19 protein-coding genes are annotated in these 19,159 nt (G+C 65.7%); 3 read left to right on the top strand and 16 right to left on the bottom strand.

The annotated features are described in order from the left end of the window. Position 1 precedes the first annotated feature (1 nt). The 4 genes from hisH to H535_RS0118370 form a co-directional block, all read right to left on the bottom strand. The gene (hisH, locus tag H535_RS0118385) at positions 2–655 is read right to left on the bottom strand and encodes an imidazole glycerol phosphate synthase subunit HisH (RefSeq protein ID WP_026820701.1); all 654 of its coding nucleotides are present in this window, start codon (positions 653–655) and stop codon (positions 2–4) included. After that, positions 652–1,275 (bottom strand): imidazoleglycerol-phosphate dehydratase HisB, encoded by a 624-nt coding sequence (gene hisB / locus H535_RS0118380; RefSeq protein WP_026820700.1) that lies wholly within the window; start codon positions 1,273–1,275, stop codon positions 652–654. Before hisB ends, hisH begins: the two co-directional genes overlap by 4 nt. A 90-nt stretch (positions 1,276–1,365) precedes the next feature. Beyond that, positions 1,366–2,466: a histidinol-phosphate transaminase gene (locus H535_RS0118375; protein ID WP_026820699.1), complete on the bottom strand. Its 1,101-nt coding sequence runs from the start codon at positions 2,464–2,466 to the stop codon at positions 1,366–1,368. 102 nt (positions 2,467–2,568) lie between these two features. After that, positions 2,569–2,970 carry a LysM peptidoglycan-binding domain-containing protein gene (locus H535_RS0118370; RefSeq protein WP_051299522.1) on the bottom strand — a complete coding sequence of 134 codons (402 nt, stop codon included), beginning with the start codon at positions 2,968–2,970 and terminating at the stop codon, positions 2,569–2,571. Positions 2,971–3,255: 285 nt separating this feature from the next. Between H535_RS0118370 and lexA the strand changes: the two genes are divergently transcribed. After that, complete coding sequence (gene lexA / locus H535_RS0118365; protein ID WP_026820697.1) at positions 3,256–4,029, top strand: transcriptional repressor LexA; 774 nt, start codon at positions 3,256–3,258, stop codon at positions 4,027–4,029. 32 nt (positions 4,030–4,061) lie between these two features. On the opposite strand, the gene H535_RS0118360 is transcribed toward lexA, so the two are convergent. Both H535_RS0118360 and hflX read right to left on the bottom strand, forming a co-directional pair. After that, positions 4,062–6,101, bottom strand: coding sequence for an ATP-dependent DNA helicase (locus H535_RS0118360; RefSeq protein WP_035770138.1), 2,040 nt, complete (start codon positions 6,099–6,101; stop codon positions 4,062–4,064). Continuing rightward, positions 6,094–7,665, bottom strand: coding sequence for a GTPase HflX (gene hflX / locus H535_RS0118355; RefSeq protein ID WP_026820695.1), 1,572 nt, complete (start codon positions 7,663–7,665; stop codon positions 6,094–6,096). Before hflX ends, H535_RS0118360 begins: the two co-directional genes overlap by 8 nt. A 138-nt stretch (positions 7,666–7,803) precedes the next feature. On the opposite strand from hflX, the gene H535_RS0118350 reads away from it, so the two are divergent. After that, complete coding sequence (locus tag H535_RS0118350) at positions 7,804–8,415, top strand: class I SAM-dependent methyltransferase (RefSeq protein ID WP_026820694.1); 612 nt, start codon at positions 7,804–7,806, stop codon at positions 8,413–8,415. Positions 8,416–8,418: 3 nt separating this feature from the next. Here H535_RS0118350 and dapF read toward each other — a convergent pair whose 3' ends face one another. The 6 genes from dapF to H535_RS0118320 form a co-directional block, all read right to left on the bottom strand. After that, the gene (dapF, locus tag H535_RS0118345; RefSeq protein ID WP_026820693.1) at positions 8,419–9,354 is read right to left on the bottom strand and encodes a diaminopimelate epimerase; all 936 of its coding nucleotides are present in this window, start codon (positions 9,352–9,354) and stop codon (positions 8,419–8,421) included. Then, positions 9,351–10,283: a tRNA (adenosine(37)-N6)-dimethylallyltransferase MiaA gene (gene miaA, locus H535_RS0118340; RefSeq protein ID WP_035770137.1), complete on the bottom strand. Its 933-nt coding sequence runs from the start codon at positions 10,281–10,283 to the stop codon at positions 9,351–9,353. Before miaA ends, dapF begins: the two co-directional genes overlap by 4 nt. Next, positions 10,280–11,815: a tRNA (N6-isopentenyl adenosine(37)-C2)-methylthiotransferase MiaB gene (gene miaB, locus H535_RS0118335; protein ID WP_026820691.1), complete on the bottom strand. Its 1,536-nt coding sequence runs from the start codon at positions 11,813–11,815 to the stop codon at positions 10,280–10,282. Before miaB ends, miaA begins: the two co-directional genes overlap by 4 nt. Before the next feature lie 37 nt (positions 11,816–11,852). Then, positions 11,853–12,392: a regulatory protein RecX gene (locus tag H535_RS0118330; RefSeq protein ID WP_026820690.1), complete on the bottom strand. Its 540-nt coding sequence runs from the start codon at positions 12,390–12,392 to the stop codon at positions 11,853–11,855. A gap of 6 nt (positions 12,393–12,398) precedes the next feature. Next, the gene (gene recA / locus H535_RS0118325; RefSeq protein WP_026820689.1) at positions 12,399–13,463 is read right to left on the bottom strand and encodes a recombinase RecA; all 1,065 of its coding nucleotides are present in this window, start codon (positions 13,461–13,463) and stop codon (positions 12,399–12,401) included. A 192-nt stretch (positions 13,464–13,655) separates the two neighbouring features. Continuing rightward, on the bottom strand, positions 13,656–13,880 hold the full coding sequence (locus H535_RS0118320) for a DUF3046 domain-containing protein (RefSeq protein ID WP_026820688.1): 225 nt from the start codon (positions 13,878–13,880) through the stop codon (positions 13,656–13,658). Between the two features lie 65 nt (positions 13,881–13,945). Here H535_RS0118320 and H535_RS0118315 point away from each other — a divergent pair, with 65 nt between their 5' ends. Continuing rightward, positions 13,946–14,479 carry a MarR family winged helix-turn-helix transcriptional regulator gene (locus tag H535_RS0118315; RefSeq protein WP_081416802.1) on the top strand — a complete coding sequence of 178 codons (534 nt, stop codon included), beginning with the start codon at positions 13,946–13,948 and terminating at the stop codon, positions 14,477–14,479. 69 nt (positions 14,480–14,548) lie between these two features. Here the strand turns inward: H535_RS0118315 and H535_RS0118310 are convergent, their stop codons facing one another. The 4 genes from H535_RS0118310 to H535_RS0118295 form a co-directional block, all read right to left on the bottom strand. Further along, a complete protein-coding gene (locus H535_RS0118310; protein ID WP_026820686.1) occupies positions 14,549–14,989 on the bottom strand; it encodes a helix-turn-helix domain-containing protein in 441 nt (146 codons plus the stop codon). Positions 14,990–15,139: 150 nt separating this feature from the next. Continuing rightward, on the bottom strand, positions 15,140–15,658 hold the full coding sequence (locus H535_RS0118305; RefSeq protein WP_051299521.1) for a CinA family protein: 519 nt from the start codon (positions 15,656–15,658) through the stop codon (positions 15,140–15,142). 2 nt (positions 15,659–15,660) lie between these two features. Further along, the gene (gene pgsA / locus H535_RS0118300) at positions 15,661–16,257 is read right to left on the bottom strand and encodes a CDP-diacylglycerol--glycerol-3-phosphate 3-phosphatidyltransferase (protein WP_026820684.1); all 597 of its coding nucleotides are present in this window, start codon (positions 16,255–16,257) and stop codon (positions 15,661–15,663) included. Positions 16,258–16,276: 19 nt separating this feature from the next. Further along, positions 16,277–19,156: an FtsK/SpoIIIE family DNA translocase gene (locus tag H535_RS0118295; protein WP_026820683.1), complete on the bottom strand. Its 2,880-nt coding sequence runs from the start codon at positions 19,154–19,156 to the stop codon at positions 16,277–16,279. Positions 19,157–19,159 lie beyond the last annotated feature (3 nt).

Below are 19,159 nucleotides of genomic sequence, written 5' to 3'. Positions count from 1 at the left end.
CCTACAGCGACTTGACCCAGTTGGCCAGCAGCGCCGCTCCTGCGTCTCCGGATTTCTCGGGATGGAACTGAGTTGCCGACAAGGCTCCGTTCTCGACGGCGGCGATGAACGGGACGCCGTGTTCGGCCCACGTCACCTGCGGTGCTTCCATCCGCGGCTGGTTGACGTCGAACTCCCACTGTTGCACGGCGTACGAATGGACAAAATAGAACCGTTCGTCCTCGATGCCCTCGAACAGCCGGCTGCCCTCCGCGGCCCTGACAGTGTTCCAGCCCATGTGCGGCACCACCTCCGAGGGCAGCCGCTCAACGGTGCCGGGCCACTCAGCCATCCCGGGTTCGGTGCTCTCATGCTCGGTGCTTCCTTCGAAGAGGACCTGCAGCCCCACGCAGATGCCCAGCACCGGGCGCCCCCCGGCGATCCGGCGTCCGATCAGCCGGAGCCCGTCGGCGGCTTGCAACCCGCGCATCACCGCCGCGAACGCGCCGACGCCGGGGACCACCAGTCCTGCGGCCTGCAGCACGGCGTCGTGCTCGGCGGTCAGTTCTACGTCCGCACCGGCGCGCTCCAGGGCGCGGACGGCCGAATGAACATTGCCAGACCCATAATCGAGGACCGCCACGGACGGCCGCGATTGGTGTGTCTGCCGATTCACAGACTCCCCTTGGTCGATGGAATTCCTTCGACTCGCGGGTCAGGTTCGACGGCGGTCCGCAGCGCACGGGCGAACGCCTTGAACTGTGCCTCGACGATATGGTGCGGGTCCCGGCCGGCGGCCACATTCATGTGCAGGCAGATGTGGGCGTGCAAGGTAATTGCCTCAAACACGTGACGCGTCAGCGACCCGGTGAAGTGTCCCCCGATCAGGTGGTACTGCTGCCCCTCAGGTTCGCCGGAGTGGACCAGGTATGGCCGTCCCGAAACATCGACGACCGCCTCGGCCAACGCCTCATCCAGTGGAACAGCCGCCTGGCCGAACCTGCGGATTCCGCTCTTGTCCCCCAACGCTTCCTTGAGCACCTCGCCCAGGGTGATCGCCACGTCTTCGACGGTATGGTGCGCGTCGATGTGGGTGTCGCCGCTGGCCGTGACCACCAGGTCAATCAAGGAATGCTTCGCCAGCGACGTCAGCATGTGATCGTAGAAGGGCACAGTGGTATCGACCTGCGCTGCGCCGGTGCCGTCCAGGTCGACCTCCACCACGACCGAGGACTCACTGGTGGTCCGGTCCCGGCGGGCGGTGCGCCGGGTGCCGGCGGTGGTCTGAGCAGTCATTTCGCAGCTTCCTTCGCGGTTCGGTGTAGCAGCCGGCCGGCCGGCAGGCAGGTCCGGAGGGCGTCGGCCCCCCTCCATTCTATGGCCAGTTCAAGTGCCCAGGAGCCGGCGCAGCGACGTCAGGAACCTGGTGGTTTCGGCTTCCGTGCCGGCGCTGACCCTCAAATAGCCGGAAATGCCAACGTCCCGGATCAATACACCCTCGTTGAGCAGGGCACGCCACACGGCGCCGGGGTCTTCAACACCGCTGAAGAAGACGAAGTTTGAGTCGGACGGCGCCGGCGACAGGCCCATGGCTGTCAGCTCGGTGACGATCCGGTCCCGCTGGGCCTTAATGTCTTCGACATGTGCCAATAACGCCGGTGCGTGCGCCAACGCGGCCAACGCGGTGGCCTGGGTAATGGCCGATAAATGGTACGGCAACCGCACCAACCGCAAGGCGTCTGCAATTTCCGGTGCTGCGGCGAGATACCCGACACGCGCACCGGCCAGCGCGAAGGCCTTGCTCATGGTCCGCGAGACAATCAAGCGCTGCCTGCCCGGCAGCAGCGTCAGGGCGCTCCGGGTGCCCGCGTGGGCGAATTCGGCATAAGCTTCGTCGACGATCACAATCGTGTTCGAATCCCGGCCGGCATCGTAGACCGCCTCGACGATGTCCAGCGACAGCGCCGTACCGGTGGGGTTATTCGGCGAGCAGAGTATCACTACACTCGGCGCCGCGGCCCTGACCTGATCTGCCGCCTCGCGGGCGCCGAGGGTGAAGTCGCTGCTGCGATCACCGGCAATGTAGGTGGTGCCGGTTCCGTTGGCCAGCAGCGGGTACATCGAGTAGGTCGGCGGGAAGCTCATCAGGGTGCGGCCCGGACCGCCGAATGCCTGCAGAATCTGCTGCAGCACTTCATTCGAGCCATTGGCCGCCCACATGTTTTCGCGGGTCAGTCCGTGGCCCAGATACCCGGCCAGGGCCTGACGCAGTTCCGCGAACTCCCGGTCGGGATACCGGTTAATACCGGCCACCGCTTCGCCGACCGCATTCACAATAGCCTGGTGCACCTCAGGGGGCAGGCGATGGGTGTTCTCGTTGACGTTCAGCATGACCGGCACATCGATTTGGGGGGCACCGTAGGGACTTTTCCCCTGGAGGTCTTCACGCAACGGCAGGTCGCTCAGTCGCTGGAGCTGATCATTCACCCGTCCAGCTTATCCGTGCCGCCTCCGCAGGCGGCAATCGTTACCCTGAACGCTATCGCGGCCGTAATAACCTGCCGCATCGGTACAGCACCCGCCCACACCTCAGTCACCTGCAGGAAGGAACAACTGCTGGCCCACCTGGATGGTCGACGTTTCAAGCTGGTTCAGGTCCATGATCGCCTGCACCGCATCCCGGGTGTCGCCCCCGCCGGCCACCACGGCCGCGATCGTCCAGACGGTGTCTCCCGGGGCGACGGTGTAGGTGACGCTCCCGGCCGGCTCCGGCGGCGCTTCGCTGGCAGCGGTCGCCGGCGAGTTGAAGAACCCGAGGGAAAACACCAGGCAGGCGGCTGCAGCCATCAGCGGGATGCCGATCAGCAGCAGGCGGCCCCGACGGGTCAGGTGAAGCCGCGTTGAGTGATTCGGCAGCACCTCGCGCGTCGCCGGCTGCGGCCCCTTCGGGACATACGGGAAAGCACTCTGGTCTATTGCCTGTGCCGTCATGATTGCCAACCTTCCTGTGTTTCGACATCCCACACCGGATGCGGTGTGCGCCTCGAACACGCATTCGACTTTCGCCTGTTCCAACTTTTAGCACGCATTGACGAACAATGTCGAGACTCGCTAGAACAAATCTTTGAAATTCCTCGTCGGCTGGCTTAGCGTTTACATCAAAGCCGGCCGCTGAAATCAGTGCATCAGCGACCACTGACATTTTTTGATTGACGGATGCAGGACCGGCACAGATGCCGCTGGCGCTGCCAGCTTGGATGAAAGGATCCGCAGGCGATGGTGGATACAGCAGATACAGATCCGGCCGGTGCCGCCGGTCCGGGCGCCACCGGCAAAAGCAAGGAGGTCAAGCACCGCGCCTCCCGCGGCCTGACCCTGCGGCAGAAGAAGATTCTGGAAACCGTGCAGCGCTCAGTCGACCAAAAAGGCTACCCGCCGTCGATGCGCGAAATCGGCGACACCGTGGGACTGGCCAGCCTCTCCAGCGTGACGCACCAGCTCTCCCAGCTGGAGCGGCTGGGCTACATCCGGCGGGATCCCAAACGCCCCCGGGCCATGGAAGTGCTGATTCCACTGACGCTCGGCGACGACACGGTCCCGGTCGAAGGCGTCGACGAACCGGCCCGGTTGCGCAGCGCGGCCGGCGGATCAATTTCCGAGCTGACCAGTGCCACCGATACCGCAATGGTTCCCTTGGTGGGCCGCATCGCCGCGGGCGGGCCGGTGCTGGCCGACCAATCGGTGGAGGACGTGCTTCCATTGCCGCGCCAGCTGGTCGGCCACGGGGAGTTGTTCCTGCTCAAGGTCACCGGCGATTCAATGATCGACGCGGCGATCTGCGACCGGGACTGGGTGGTGGTCCGGCGCCAGAACACTGCTGACAACGGCGACATTGTGGCCGCGTTGCTCGACGATGAGGCAACTGTCAAAACGTTCCGGCAACGCGACGGCCATACCTGGCTGCTGCCGCAGAACACCAGGTATGAGCCAATCCTGGGCGACCATGCCACTGTGATGGGCAAGGTAGTGTCGGTGATGCGCAGCCTCTGAGCTGCGCTACCGCCGTATGCCGGGCGCGCACCTCAGGCATCCGCCGGTGCGAGCCTCCCCAGCGCAGAGAGCACGATTGACTGATCGGTAGTGCTCCAAAACGGCGGCAGGGCCGCCCGCAGGAATCCCCCGTACCGTGCGGTGGCAAGCCTCGAATCCAGCACTGCCACCACTCCCCGGTCCTGGCTGGTCCGGATCAACCGCCCGGCCCCCTGGGACAACCGTACGGCGGCATGCGTGGCCGCAATGCTCATGAATCCGTTGCCGCCCGCCTTGGCCACGGCCCGGGTGCGGGCGGTCATCATCGGATCGTCGGGGCGCGGAAAAGGAATCCTGTCGATGACCACCAGTCGGCATGCCTCACCGGGGACGTCGACGCCTTGCCACAGGGACATGGTGCCGAACAGGCAGCTGTCCGGCTCCTCACCAAACTGTCTCACCAGCGCGGACATCGACGAGTCCCCCTGGCACAGCACGTTCAGATCCGTCCGGATCCGCATCTCTTCGGCCGCTTGCTCGGCCGCCCGCCGGGACGAGAACAGCCCCAGGGTGGCTCCCCCGGAGGCCTTGAGCAGTTCGGCGAGCTCGTCGAGCTGCGCGTCCGAGACTCCCCGTTCCGGTTTCGGCAGATGAGCCGCCACGTACAACATGCCCTGTTTGGGATAGTCGAACGGGCTTCCGACGTCGACGCCGGTCCAGCTGGGGGCGCCGTCGCCCAACAGCCCCAGCGAGCCGGCCACGGGTTCGAAGGCCGAACCGATGGCCAGGGTGGCAGAGGTCAAGACCACGGTGTGGTCTTCGAACAGCCCTTCGCGCAATCGTCCGGCCACCGACAGCGGGGCCACGTGGAGGGTGGCCGGCTGCGTTTCGTCGACCGTCCAGCCTGCCTGCTGCAGGGAGGCGGGCCTGGAGGCCCAGACCACTTCCCCCGCGTGGCCGGCAGCAATAATCCGTTCGCACACCTCCAGCAGCACCGTCAGCCGTGAGCGGGCCATCTGCCGGCCGCCGTCGGCCGAGTTGGCGCTGTCCGGTTTGGAGTCTGACAAGGCAGTCCGGCAGGCTTGGCGCAGCTGGCCGATGGCGCTCTGCTGCTCTTCATTCAGCCCGCCGGCCAGCAGACCGGACGCTATGGGCTCCAGCGCGGCGTCCAGGTTGGACGCGGCGGAATTCAGCGCCTCCACGCTGATTGATGCATGTTTGCGGGCGCTGGACGCGGCTGAATGGACCATGGCCGCCGACAGCTCGCCGGACACCGCGCCGGTGACGCGGTCCTGCAGTTCGTGCGCCTCATCGATGACGACGACGTCGTACTCGGGCAGTACGGCCAGCCCCTCGAAGGCGCTGATGGCCAGCATGGCGTGGTTGGTGATGACGATATCGGCCTCTGCGCCCCGGGCCCGTGCCAGTTCGCTGAAGCACACATCCGCCAACGGGCATTTGGAGGCGCCCAGGCATTCCATGGCACTGACCGAAACCTGCTTCCAGGCGCGGTCGCTGACCCCCGGCACAAGATCGTCACGGTCACCGGTGTCTGTCTGCCCGGCCCACTCCCGCAGCCGAACCACTTCCCGTCCCAGGGCCGACGTCGGCCCCGACGCAGCCGCTGATTCCGGGGCCGGGTGGGCGGCCCCGACGTCCTCGCCGAGCTGGAACAACGCCGCCTCGGCGCCATCATCATCGCCGAAGCCGCCGTCGAGCTTGTGCTTGCAGACGTAGTTGCCGCGGCCCTTGACCAGTGCCACGTTGACCGGCTGTTCCAGTTGCGGTTCCAGGGCCTCCAGCAGCCGGGGAAGGTCGCGGCCCACGATTTGGGCCTGCAGGGCCAGCGTGGCCGTGGACACCACCGATGGCTTATCGCTGTTGACGGCATGGGCGATCAACGGGGCCAGGTAGGCCAATGACTTCCCGGTTCCGGTTCCGGCCTGGACGAGCAGGTGCCCGTCACCGCCGATCGCCCCGGCCACGCGGCGGGTCATCTCATGCTGGCCCTGCCGGTTCGTCCCGCCCATGGCCGTCACGGCGGTATCGAGCAGGTGCAGGCTCTCTCCGGTGTATCCGGACCCCTCACCCATGCTGGACAAACGGCTGCAGTTCGGCCGCCAACGATTCACGGACCATGACGTTCAGGTGTGTGCCCTCGGGCAGGTGCTCGGTGTCCAGGATCTCCGAATCCTGTTCGTGCAGCCGGTTCACCACGTCGCCGCGCTGGTAGGGAATCAACAAGTCAAGCTTCACCGTTGGTCGCGGGATGCCGTCACTGATCGCCTGCAGCAGCTCGTTGATGCCCTCACCGGTGCGCGAAGAGACCACCACGTGGTTCGGCTCGCGGCGGCGCAGCCGGTCGATCACGAACGGATCGGCAGCATCGGCCTTATTCAGCACGATGATCTCCGGAATCTGCCGGGCCTCAACATCGGCCAGCACCTCCCGCACTGCGGCTATCTGCCCCTCGGGATCAGGGTGTGAGACATCGACCACATGCAGGATGAGGTCGGATCCGGCCACCTCTTCCAAGGTGGAGCGGAACGCCTCCACCAGTTGAGTGGGCAGCGACCGGACGAAGCCGACCGTGTCGGCGAGGGTATAGCCGATTCCATCGGCGGTTTCGGCCTTGCGCACGGTCGGGTCCAGGGTCGCGAACAGCGCGTTTTCCACCAGCACGCCGGCATCGGTCAAACGGTTCAGCAGCGAGGATTTACCGGCGTTCGTGTACCCGGTGATGGACACTGAGGGAACGGAATGACGACGGCGGTTGGCCCGTTTGGTGGACCGCGCCGGCTTCATCGCGGCAATTTCGCGGCGCAGCTTTGCCATCCGGTTGCGGATCCGGCGCCGGTCAAGTTCGATCTTCGTCTCGCCGGGGCCGCGGGCGCCGATGCCTCCGCCGGCCGCGCCGACGCGTCCACCAGCCTGCCGGGAGAGGGACTCGCCCCACCCGCGCAGGCGCGGCAGCAGGTACTCGAGCTGGGCCAGCTCAACCTGGGCCTTGCCCTCCCTGGATTTCGCGTGCTGCGCAAAGATGTCCAGAATCAAGGCGGTCCGGTCGATGACCTTGACCTTGATGATGTCCTCCAGGCCGCGCCGCTGCGATGGCGCCAGTTCGCCGTCCACCACGACGGTATCGGCCCCGGTGGAGAGCACAATGTCTTTGAGTTCCTCGGCCTTTCCGGATCCCAGGAACGTGCCCGGGTCGGGCTTCATCCGGCGCTGGATAATGCCGTCAAGGACCTCGGAGCCGGCAGTTGAAGCCAGCGATGCCAGTTCCCGCAGCGAATTCTCGGCCGCTTCATATGGCCCGTCGCTCCATAATCCGGCCAGCACGACCCGTTCCAGCCGCAGCTGCCGGTACTCAACTTCTGTGACGTCCTCGAGCTCGGTCGATAACCCGGTGACACGGCGCAACGCCCGGCGTTCGGCCAGCTCCTGCTGGTCGCCGTCGAACTCACTGTGCTCTTCATTGAGCTGCGACAACTCTTGCGCGCTGTCGCCAAGTGCCCCGTTGCCCGCCCGGCTGTCCGACGGATTGCTCCGCTCGGAGGCGGACGGTTCCTTGGACAGGATACGGTCAATCACCGCCTGGACGTCCTCGTGGCTCATATCCGAATCCGTCGATTGCGGGGTGCGGTTCTGGGTCATGTTCTCCTTTGAAGAGGCATCGATGCTTTCATTCTAGTCCCCGCCGCGACGGGTCCATAGGTGCCTGGGTGGATACGTGGATAAGTCAGGGGCGCCTAAATACCGCAGCAGGCGATTCTGCGGCTAATGTGTGCCACTATGGCGTCCAACCACTATTTCAGTGCCCAGCCGGGCGGGCAGGAATCCCGCCGGCCGTTGCAGGTTGTCCTCGCGGGGGCCGTCAGGGATTTAAACACTGCAAACGGCATTTTTAGTCCCGGCCGGATCGATCAAGGCACGGCGGTGCTGCTGAAGGCGGCGGACGACCCGCCGACGTCGGGCAATCTGCTCGACGTCGGGTGCGGCTGGGGCCCGATGGCGCTGACCATGGCGCTGAAGAGCCCGCAGGCGAATGTCTACGCCGTCGACGTCAACGAGCGGGCGCTGGGGCTGACGCGGGACAATGCCGCGGCGCTGGGATTGTCGAACGTCACGGCCGCAGCCCCGGCGGACATCGACCCTGGGGTGCGTTTTGACACCATCTGGTCAAATCCCCCGATACGGGTGGGCAAGCCGGAGTTGCATGGGCTGCTCCACTTGTGGATCAACCGGCTGGCTCCCGGCGGAACCGCCTGGCTTGTGGTCCAACGCAATCTCGGTTCGGACTCGCTGCAGCGCTGGATGACGGCGGAGTTCAGCGATCAGTTCACCGTCTCCCGGGCCCATAGTTCCAAGGGCTTCCGCTTGTTGAAGGTCAAGCGCACAGGATAACCGTCAGGACAGCACCCCGGTCGCCACCAGCTCGGCCGGGCCGCCAAGCAACACGTGCTCGACGCCGTCGTCGGCGTCAAAGAATGTCACCGAGACCACCCCGCCGGGCACCTGGACGGCCCAGTCGTCGGGTGCTCCCCGACCGGCCCAGTAGCGGATCGCGGCAGCGGCCGCACAGGCGCCTGTACCGCAGGACTGGGTCTCCCCCACTCCGCGTTCATGCACCCGCATGGTAATGACGCCGGTGCCGTCGGTGACCAGCGGCTCGGACGGGAGCACGAATTCGACATTGGTGCCCGCCGGCGGCACCGGATCCACCTGCGGCTGCCTGTGCAGGTCGAGTCCGCGCAGTTCATCGGCGTGGGCAAGGGCCAGCACCGTATGCGGATTTCCCATGCTGATGGACAGCGCGGGCCTGGCCACCGCCATTCCGCCGGCCTCGACGAGCGAATCGGTGCCCTGGCCGGCCGCCGTGTCGGGGAAGATCAAGTCCCAGGGCCCCATGTCGACGACGTATCCGTCCTGCTGGCGTTTCACGGCCCTGGGACCGCCCCGGGTGCCGATAATGATTTCGCCCCCCTCGGCCAGCTCGACCAGGCCCTGGTCGATGAGGAAGTGCACAAACACCCGGACGCCGTTGCCGCACATTTCGACGGCGGTTCCGTCACTGTTGCGGTAGTCCATGAACCATTCGGCCTCCGGCGTCGTCCGCAGCAGCGGGCCGCCCTCGGGGACGTGCTGCGACCTGACCGCGCGGATCAATCCGTCGGCGCCGATTCCCTGGTGCCTGTCGCAAATGCGGGCCGTGGCTTCCGCGTCGATCCGGTAGGTGTCATCCGGGTCGGCCACCAGCACGAAGTCATTTCCGGTGCCGTGGCCCTTGCTCCAGGGCAGTAAGGACAGGGAGCCCCACGGGCTCCGGGTTGCATCCACAGTCATGATTCCAGCGTACGGGTTATGTGCTGCACGGACTGCTCCACCAGGTCCGGTGCCTTCCACGGCAGCCACTCGATCCGCGGGTCGGCCGAGAACCACGTCCGCTGGCGGCGGGCGAACTTGCGGGTCGCAGCCACCGTATCCGTGGTGGCCGCCTCGAGGCTGAGGGTGCCGTCCAGCACCTGCAGGAATTGCGCATAGCCAAGTGCGCGGGAGGCGGTTTTGCCCTGCCGCAGGCCGTGCTGCGCCAATCGGGCCACTTCCTGCTCGAGCCCGGCGGCCACCATGCGGTCCACGCGCCCGGCCAGCCGTTGCCGCAGTTCGGCGCGGTCCACGTCCAGCCCGATCTGCACCGCCGGCTGGTGGTACTGGCGCCGGGGCATGAAGGAGCTGAAAGGCTTGCCGGTGACTTCGAATACTTCAAGTGCCCGCACCAGTCTGCGGTCGTCCTGCACCCGGTCGGCTGACGCCGGATCGACCCTGGCCAACCGCTCACGCAACTGCGTGGTCCCGTGGCGGGCAAGTTCCTCCTCCAGGGACGCGCGGATCTCCGGCGAGGTGCCCGGAAATTCCAGGACATCGAGGGCGGAGCGGACGTAGAGGCCGGAGCCGCCGACCAGGATCGGCACGGCTCCGCGGGAGGCGATCTCATCGATAGTCGTGCGGGCCTGCCGCTGGTAGGCCGAGACGCTGGCCTCGTCGGTGACGTCCAGGATGTCCAGCAGGTGGTGGTCGATGCCGCCCCGGTCGCCGGGAAGGATCTTCGCGGTGCCGATGTCCATGCCGCGGTAGAACTGCATGGCATCGGCATTGATGATCTCGCCGCCGATCCGTTGCGCCAGCCGCACCGCCAGCTCGGACTTGCCTGAACCGGTGGGGCCGACGACGGCGACCACCGGATGCGGCCGGCTGCCTCCGGAATGAGCGCTCAAGGCGTGGCAGCACCGCCGGCAGCAGGCATCTCCGGCATCCCCAGCGAGACGCCCTTGCCGCCGGTGGTTCCGGGCACTGGCGTCCCACAGGAGTCCGCCTGTGTGCGATCCCAGGCGTCGCCGGCGGTGGTGCGGCGGAGCTGATAGTCGCCGGCAACGGATGGATCGGAAATCAGGTGGAACGGAGCCGCTGCGGTAATCGGAACCGTTACAACGTCACCCGGCCGTGGCCTGTCGGCCGATTCGGGCACGGAGAAGTGAACCAGGCGCTGGTCTGCGGACCGTCCGCTGAGCCGGTGCGTTTCGGCGGCCTTCTTGCCCTGGCCGGCCGTGACCAGCACTTCCACCATCCGGCCGACTTGTTTGCCGTTCTCCTCGGCCGAAATCCGGTCCTGCAGGGCCGTGAGCCGTTCGTAGCGCTCCTGCACGACGGGCTTGGGGATCTGGTCTTCCATTTCAGCGGCCGGGGTGCCGGGGCGCTTGGAGTATTGGAAGGTGAACGCACTGGAGAAGCGGGAGGCTTCGACCACGTCGAGGGTGGCTTGGAAGTCTTCTTCCGTTTCGCCGGGGAAACCGACGATGATGTCAGTGGTGATGGCGGCATGGGGTATCTGCTGCCGCACCCTCTCCAGAATGCCGAGGAACTTCCTGGAACGGTAGGAGCGGCGCATGCTCTTGAGCACCTTGTCGGATCCGGACTGCAGCGGCATGTGAAGCTGCGGCATCACATTCGGTGTCTCGGCCATCGCATCGATGACGTCGTCGGTAAAGGCCGCCGGGTGCGGACTGGTGAAACGGACGCGTTCGAGCCCTTCAATCTCGCCGCAGGAGCGCAGCAGCTTGGCGAAGGCGCCGCGGTCGCCGAACTCGACCCCGTACGAGTTGACGTTCTGGCCCAGCAGCGTGACTTCGATGGCGCCGTCGTCCACCAGGGCCTGGATCTCGGCCAGTATGTCGCCGGGGCGGCGATCGCGTTCCTTCCCCCGCAGGGACGGCACGATGCAGAATGTGCACGTGTTGTTGCAGCCCACCGATATGGAAACCCACCCTGAATACACGGCGTCCCGCTTGGTGGGAAGCGTCGAGGGGAAAACATCAAGCGATTCGAGGATTTCCAGTTCGGCCTGCTTATTATGCCGGGCACGTTCGAGCAGCGTGGGCAGGGAGCCAATATTGTGGGTGCCGAACACCACGTCCACCCACGGCGCCCTGCGCAGGATTTCGTCCTGGTCCTTCTGCGCCAGGCATCCGCCGACGGCGATCTGCATCCCCGGCCGCTGTTCTTTCACGGGCGCCAGCATGCCCAGGTTCCCGTACAGCTTGTTGTCGGCGTTCTCCCGGACCGCACAGGTGTTGAACACCACGACGTCGGCCTGGTCGTCGTCGGCGGCGACGTACCCGGCCTCTTCGAGCAGGCCCGACATCCGCTCGGAATCGTGGACATTCATTTGGCACCCGTAGGTGCGGACCTGATAGGTGCGCGCATCCGGCACGGCGGCAGGCAATGGTTCGGCGGAGGTTGTTGCAGTCACCCTACAAGGGTAAGACCTGTCGGGGCGGCAGCCACAATCACGCCAGGGCGTCGATGGCCTCGGTGACCACCTGGAACGCCAGCGATGGTGAATACCCCTTCCGGCCGAGCATTGCGACCAGCCGCCGGGTGTGCTTGTCCCTGACGCTCCGGTCGGTGTAGTCGGCGTTGGTCTTCAGCTTCGCCTCCACCAGGCTCCGTGCGGCGGCCAGCTCGTCGTCGGCGCTCAGCTGGCCCAGCGCCTCGGCCGCGGTGTCGCCGGTAATCCCTTTGTCCGCCAGCTCACGCTCCAGGGCCCGCGCGGCCAGTCCCTTGGTCTGTGCCCGGCTGCGCACCCACATCCTGGCGAACTCGGCGTCGTCGACCAGCTGCACTTCTTCGAGGCGGTCGAGCACCGCGGCCGCGACGTCCGGGGCAACATCGCGCTCCGCCAGCTTCCGCTGAAGCTGCAACCGGCTCTTGGGGGCAGCCGTCAACTGGCGCAGCACGATCGATCGGGCCACCTCGTGCGGGTCCGGCTCGACAGCGTCGTGGCCACCGCTGCCGGCCGCGGGACCATCCGGACGCGATGAAGCCATGGGCGGTTAGAACGTGTCGTCGCTGCCGACAGCCTTGAGCTGCGGCTCCGTCTCCTCCGGATTCTCTGCCGGCTTGACTCCAATTCCCAGCTTTTCCTTGATCAACCGCTCCAGCTCATCGGCCAGTTCCGGGTTATCGCGCAGGAAGCGCCGGGAATTTTCCATCCCCTGGCCCAGCTGGTCACCGTCATAGGTGAACCAGGAACCCGACTTCTTAATCAGGCCGTGTTCGACACCCATGTCGATGATTCCACCCTCGCGGGAGATTCCCTGCCCGTAGATGATGTCGAACTCCGCGACCTTGAACGGCGGCGCCATCTTGTTCTTGACGATCTTCGCCTTGGTCCGGTTACCGACGGAGTCGGCACCTTCCTTCAGGGTCTGGATGCGGCGGACATCGATCCTCACCGATGCGTAGAACTTCAGCGCCTTGCCACCGGTGGTGGTTTCCGGGCTGCCGAAGAAGACGCCAATCTTCTCGCGGAGCTGATTAATGAAGATCGCGGTGGTTTGGGTCTGATTCAGCCGGGCGGCTATTTTGCGCAGTGCCTGGCTCATCAGCCGGGCTTGGAGACCGACGTGGCTGTCGCCCATTTCGCCTTCAATTTCCGCGCGGGGCACCAGTGCGGCGACAGAGTCAATCACGATGACATCCAGGGAGCCGGAGCTGACCAGCATGTCCATGATTTCCAGCGCCTGCTCACCGGTATCGGGCTGGGAAACCAGTAATGCGTCCGTGTCCACCCCCAGTTTCTGGGCGTAGTCCGGATCAAGTGCGTGCTCGGCGTCGATAAATGCCGCGATTCCGCCAGTCTGCTGGGCACCGGCCACCGCATGAAGGGCCACGGTGGTCTTACCTGATGACTCCGGACCGTAGACCTCAACCACGCGGCCGCGCGGCAGCCCGCCAACCCCAAGGGCGACGTCGAGGGAGATGGAACCAGTGGGGATCACCTCGACCGGGGCGCGCGTATCGTCGCCGAGGCGCATGATCGACCCCTTGCCATATTGCTTGTCGATCTGCGCCAGAGCGGCTTCCAGAGCCTTCTCGCGATCTGCTGGTGCCGGCATGATTCACCTCTAATGTCTTGTGTGGCCGTGGGCCGTTGATGTGTCCGACTACGACGTTAGACCCTGCCGCCGACAGAACAAGTTGTCATCCCTCAGATTGTGGATAACCTTGCCTGCAGGCCCGGAATCCTTTCCGTTTATCAGCTTAGTGGTGGCCGAACACGTATTCGAAGAAGATGCGGGGCGTGTCGGCTACGCGCTCCGTGGTTTGATGTCCCTGCCCCAGCGGCGCTCGGGTGGAATGTCCTGGACGTCGCACACGGCCGACCAGACTCTTTTCGGGCTTTCGCCGTCGCGGAGGGCAGCTGCCGCCGTCCGCCCGTCCAGGTCACCGAGCACCAGCTCGTCGGCCAGGACCCGGGAGTAGCCGGCTCCAAACTCGTCATCCATCAGGCGCCAGAATTCACTCAATCGCACGTACAAAAGTCTCTCACGGACCAGAGCCTGCGGCCAGATCGGCAGCACACCTCTAGAATAGTCGCATGAACGAGACCGACGAGTCGCCATCGACCGGTGCCCCGGGTGGCCCCGCTGAGCCTGCCGGGTCCGCCGGGTCCGCCGGGCCTGCCGGGTCCGCTCTGAGCGACCCTATCGAGCACCTGGAACAGCAACTGAGCATGCTGTGGCGCCGATCGAGATCCATTTCCCAGCGGGTGGCCCGCGATGTGCACCCTGAGATGGAACCGGCTGCCTACGGGTTGCTGGTGATCCTGCAGAAGGAGGGCGCCATGCGCCTGACCGACCTGGCAGCCAACATCGGTATCGGCAAACCCTCGGTCAGCCGCCAAATCAGCCTGCTGGAAGATATCGGGCTGGTGCGCAAACAGGCAGACCCCTTCGATGGCCGCGCCCAGACGCTCACCCTGACCGAGGAAGGGTCTGTTCAGCTGGCCAGAACCCAGCTGGCGCGCAAGCAAGCATTCCGCAACCGGCTGGCCGGATGGTCCGCCGACGACGTCGAGACATTGGCGGCGCTGCTGACCAGGCTCAATGAGGAGTACACCAACGAGGCCTGATGAGCACCTGATTAACACACGATAGGCTCCCCGCCGGATCCGGCAGGGAGCCTATCGTGTGTTGAGTTGCTAGTAGCTGCTTGGTGCCAGGCCCCGGTCCAGCTCCTCGGTGAGGTCGCTGGAAATATCCCGGGCGAATTCCCTGGAGAACTCCTGAGGGACGGTGTCCGGGATTGCCACGCCTTCGGCTTCGGCCAGACGCTCGCTGACTTCCCGCAACATTAATGACAGCGGCACATCCAGCGCGGAGCAGATCGATGACAGGAGCTCGGAGGAGGCTTCCTTCTGCCCACGCTCGACTTCGCTGAGATACCCCAGAGAAACACGCGCATTATGTGAAACTTCACGGAGGGTTCGGCCCTGGCGCTGCCGGACCTGGCGCAGCACATCACCGATCTCGTGGCGCAGAACCACCATCTTGTGCTCCTTCTGCTCTGGTTGGGCATCTTCTGCCAGACCCACATCACGCCAACGGACGACCCCGTTTACGGATACGGGTTGCTTTACCATCTGGATCGCCTTGCTCCCTTACTGTACGGACGCACTCTGTGAAAGATCTGCTTCCCGGTTGCGCCGTCTTTGTACATCTTATGCCTTCCGGCACGTTGAGTGCCGACACTAGTACTAACTGTTGCGATAACGAAATTGTTCCCGTAAAGGCTAATCTACCGCTGGCGGCCCTGCCGCGTCGATGGCCTGTTGAAGCTCCAGCAGCGCATGTGCGGTGGCCTGGCGGCGGATGGCGGCGCGGTCGCCTTCGAATGAGTACTGCGCGCACCAGGCGCCGTATTCATCGGCCAGCGCTATGAACACGGTGCCCACGGGTTGACCATCGTGCGGCTCCGGACCGGCCACTCCGGTGGTGGACAAGCCCAGCGAGGCGCCCGAAAGGCGGCGCACTCCCTGCGCCATCGCCCGGGCCACCTCGGCGTCAACGGACCCGGCACGAGACAGCAGTTCGGCGCTGACGCCCAGCACCGATTCCTTGAACGGGTTCTGGTACGCCACCACGGCTCCGACCAGCATGGTCGAGGCTCCGGGGACGCCGGCAAGTTCGGCGCAGACCATTCCCGCTGTCAGCGACTCGGCGGTGGCGACCGTCAGCGAGGCCGACGCCGCGTCAGCCACGATACGTTCCACATCCGGCGCGGCCACCTGGTGGCCGGGTTGGTGAATCATCGTCAGTCCTTCCTGTCCCCTGCCGCAGAACGCATCCGCACCGCCTGGACCACATAATCCACACCTGTCACCACAGTCACCGCCACCGCGGCCAGCATCGCCACGTAGGCCACGACGTCATACCAGCCGCCCACCACGATGGCCAGCGGCATCAGGTAGAGCAGCACGGCCGCCGTCTGCAGCACGGTCTTCAATTTGCCGCCGCGGGAGGCCGGAATCACCCCATAGCGGATCACCACGAACCGCAGCAGCGTGATCAGCAGTTCACGGCCGAGGATGACGATGGTGATCCACCATGCCATGCCGTCGATCACGCACAGCAGCACCAGCGCCGAGCCGATCAGGAGTTTGTCCGCGATGGGATCGGCGATCTTTCCGAAGTTCGTGATCAGGCCGCGCTTGCGGGCGATGTCGCCGTCGAGCTTATCGGTGTAGATGGCGACGGCGAACGCCAGCACTGCCATCCAGCGCGCCAGCGAGTAGTCACCGCCGTCGAGCAGCATCAGCCAGATAAACAGCGGCACCAGCAGCACACGGATCACCGTGAGCACGTTGGCGATGTTGAGGGTCGGGATATCCGCGGGCTGGCTGGAAGTCACATACCCAGACTAATGCCCCTCAGCGCCCGGTGAGACCCCAGGCGTCCTCCGATGACCCGTCATCGTCATCATCGCCGTAGTCAGTGGCGGTGTGCTGCAGCGAGGCTTCCACCTCATCCACCGGCCCGGCCGCCGGCCCGGCAGCGGGCATGGCCTGGGTGGCTGCGTCGTCGGAGGCCGGCTGCTGCGACTCGGGAGGATCGTCGCCGCGCATTGCGGCCATCGTGGCCGCCAGATCATCCGGCTTGACCAGCACATCGCGGGCCTTGGAGCCCTCGGAGGCGGCGACCACGCCCCTGGATTCGAGCAGGTCCATCAGGCGCCCGGCCTTGGCAAAACCGACCCGCAGCTTCCGCTGCAGCATCGACGTCGAGCCGAACTGGGTGGTGACCACCAGTTCGGTGGCCTGCAGCAGTTCCTCCAGATCGTCACCAATGTCATCGTCGATCTGCTTCTTCGGCGCGGCCTGGGTGACATCGTCGCGGTAGACCGCCTGCAGCTGGCCCTTCACGTGGTCGACGACCTGGTGGATCTCCGACTCGGTCACCCACGCCCCCTGCGCACGCATCGGCTTGGAGGCGCCCATCGGCAGGAACAGCGCGTCGCCTTGCCCGATGAGTTTCTCCGCGCCGGCCTGGTCCAGCACCACCCGGGAGTCCGTGACGGAGGAGGTGGCAAACGCCAGCCGGGACGGCACGTTGGCCTTGATCAGCCCCGTGACGACGTCGACAGAGGGCCGCTGGGTGGCCAGCACCAAATGGATTCCGGCCGCACGGGCCAGCTGGGTGATGCGCACAATGGAATCTTCCACGTCGCGAGGGGCGACCAGCATCAAGTCCGCCAGCTCGTCGACCATCACCAGCAGGTAGGGGTAGGGCTTGAGCACGCGCTTGCTGTCTGGCGGCGGAGTCACCTTGCCGTTGCGCACCGCCTTGTTGAAGTCGTCGATGTGCTTGAATCCGTAGGTGGACAGGTCGTCGTACCGGGTGTCCATTTCGCGGACCACCCACTGCAGCGCTTCGGCCGCCTTCTTCGGACTGGTGATGATCGGGGTGATCAGGTGCGGAACGCCCTCATAGGCGGTCAGTTCCACCCGCTTGGGATCCACCATCACCATCCGCACATCGTCCGGTGTGGCGCGCATCAGGATGGAGGTGATCATCGAGTTAACGAATGATGACTTACCGGCCCCGGTGGCACCTGCCACCAGCAGGTGGGGCATCTTGGCCAGGTTGGCGACGACGAACCCGCCTTCAACGTCCTTGCCCACGCCCATCACCATCGGGTGGTCCGTCTTGCGTGCCACCGTCGAGCGCAGCACATCGCCCAGGGACACGGTTTCCCGGTCGGTGTTCGGGATCTCGATGCCGATGGCGGACTTGCCCGGGATCGGCGAAAGGATCCGCACATCGGCGCTTGCCACCGCATAGGAAATGTTCTTGGTCAGCGCCGTGACACGTTCGACCTTGATCCCGGGGCCGAGTTCAATCTCGTAGCGCGTCACGGTGGGGCCACGGGAGAATCCACTGACGGCCGCATCCACGCCGAATTCCTTGAACACCTTGGTCAGCGCCTCGACCACGGCCTCGTTGGCTGCGGAACGTTCCTTCGGCGGCGTCCCCGGCGTCAGCGTATCTGCGGCCGGCAGCGTGTAGGCAACGTCTCCGGCCAGCTGCAGTTGTTCGGTGCGCTGCGGGATGGGGGCACTGGGGGCCTGCGGCGCCGCGGACCCCGACGGCACAGCCGGCACCGGCTGGGTGCCGGGGCCGCTGTCCTGCCCCTGCCCCGCCTGCCCGGGCACCACCGAGATTGCTTCGGTCGGCGCCTCGCCGCCGGACTTGCCCAGTCCCTGCTGGTCCTTGAGCTTCTGCGTGGCCAGCTCGGCCGCCGTGGGGCGTTTGACTCCCGGGGGCGGCCCCGAGCCATCCTGTTCCGGCTTGTCGAGCACCGCTGCCTGCTGGAAGGCTTCGTCGCCGTAGTACCCCTCGGGATCCTCCGCTTCCGCGTCCTTCTTCCGTCCGCGCAGCTTCCTGGGCTTCTTCGCCTTCGCCTGCTTGCCGGACTTGCCGTCGTCGTACAAATAGCTCTGGTCGTGCTCGCTACCGTCGTCAGCACCCGCCGGACCGTCGCTCAGGTCCTGACCCATCAGGTGCTCGTACAGCGCCCGCAGCCGGGAAGGTATGGCGCGGTATGGGGTCGCCGTGACGATCAACAGCCCGGTGAAGCAGAGCACGGCCAGCAGCAGCAGCACGCCCCATTTGGTGATGGCCGCGGCCAAGGGCGCAGCCATCAGGAAACCGACCATTCCGCCGGCCTCCCACAGCCGTTCAAAACCGTCTGATAGGGGAGGTTGGCCTCCGGCGATGTGCGCTATGCCGCTTCCGGTGAACAGCATCACCAGCATGCCGATACCGACCCGGTTGTTGCCCCGGGGATCCTGCGGGTGCCGGATCAACCGGACCGAGCAAATCAGCAGGATGAACGGCACCACCAGCGCCATCCAACCGAACGTTCCGGCGGCCACCGCATGCACGCCGCGGGCGAACCATCCAGTCAGGGCCCACCACTCGACGGCAGCGACGAGCACGGCGAGCAGCAACAGGAAGAAGCCGGCACCGTCACGCCTGAGCGCCGGGTCGACATCGCTGACGTCATGGCCCATCCGGCGGATGGCTCCGCCGGTCAGGCGCGACAGTCCCATCCAGCCACCTGCCACGGCCCGCACCGGCCACGGCGGGCGGTGCGGTTCGGCAGCGGGCTCGGTTTGCCTGGAGGACGCCTTGGACGGTTGCTTGGAATTGGACGTCGAACGGGCAGCGTTGCCTCGCGCAGCGCTGTTTGAACTCTTGCTGCGCGACTGCGTGCCTGTTTGACGGGCAGGGGAAGTACGAGTCGCCATGCT

It is taken from the genome of Arthrobacter castelli DSM 16402, assembly GCF_000430705.1.
Lineage (GTDB): Bacteria > Actinomycetota > Actinomycetes > Actinomycetales > Micrococcaceae > Arthrobacter_C > Arthrobacter_C castelli.
The sequence above is the reverse complement of the archived record's forward strand: the minus strand, read 5'-3'. Positions and strand labels throughout refer to the sequence as shown.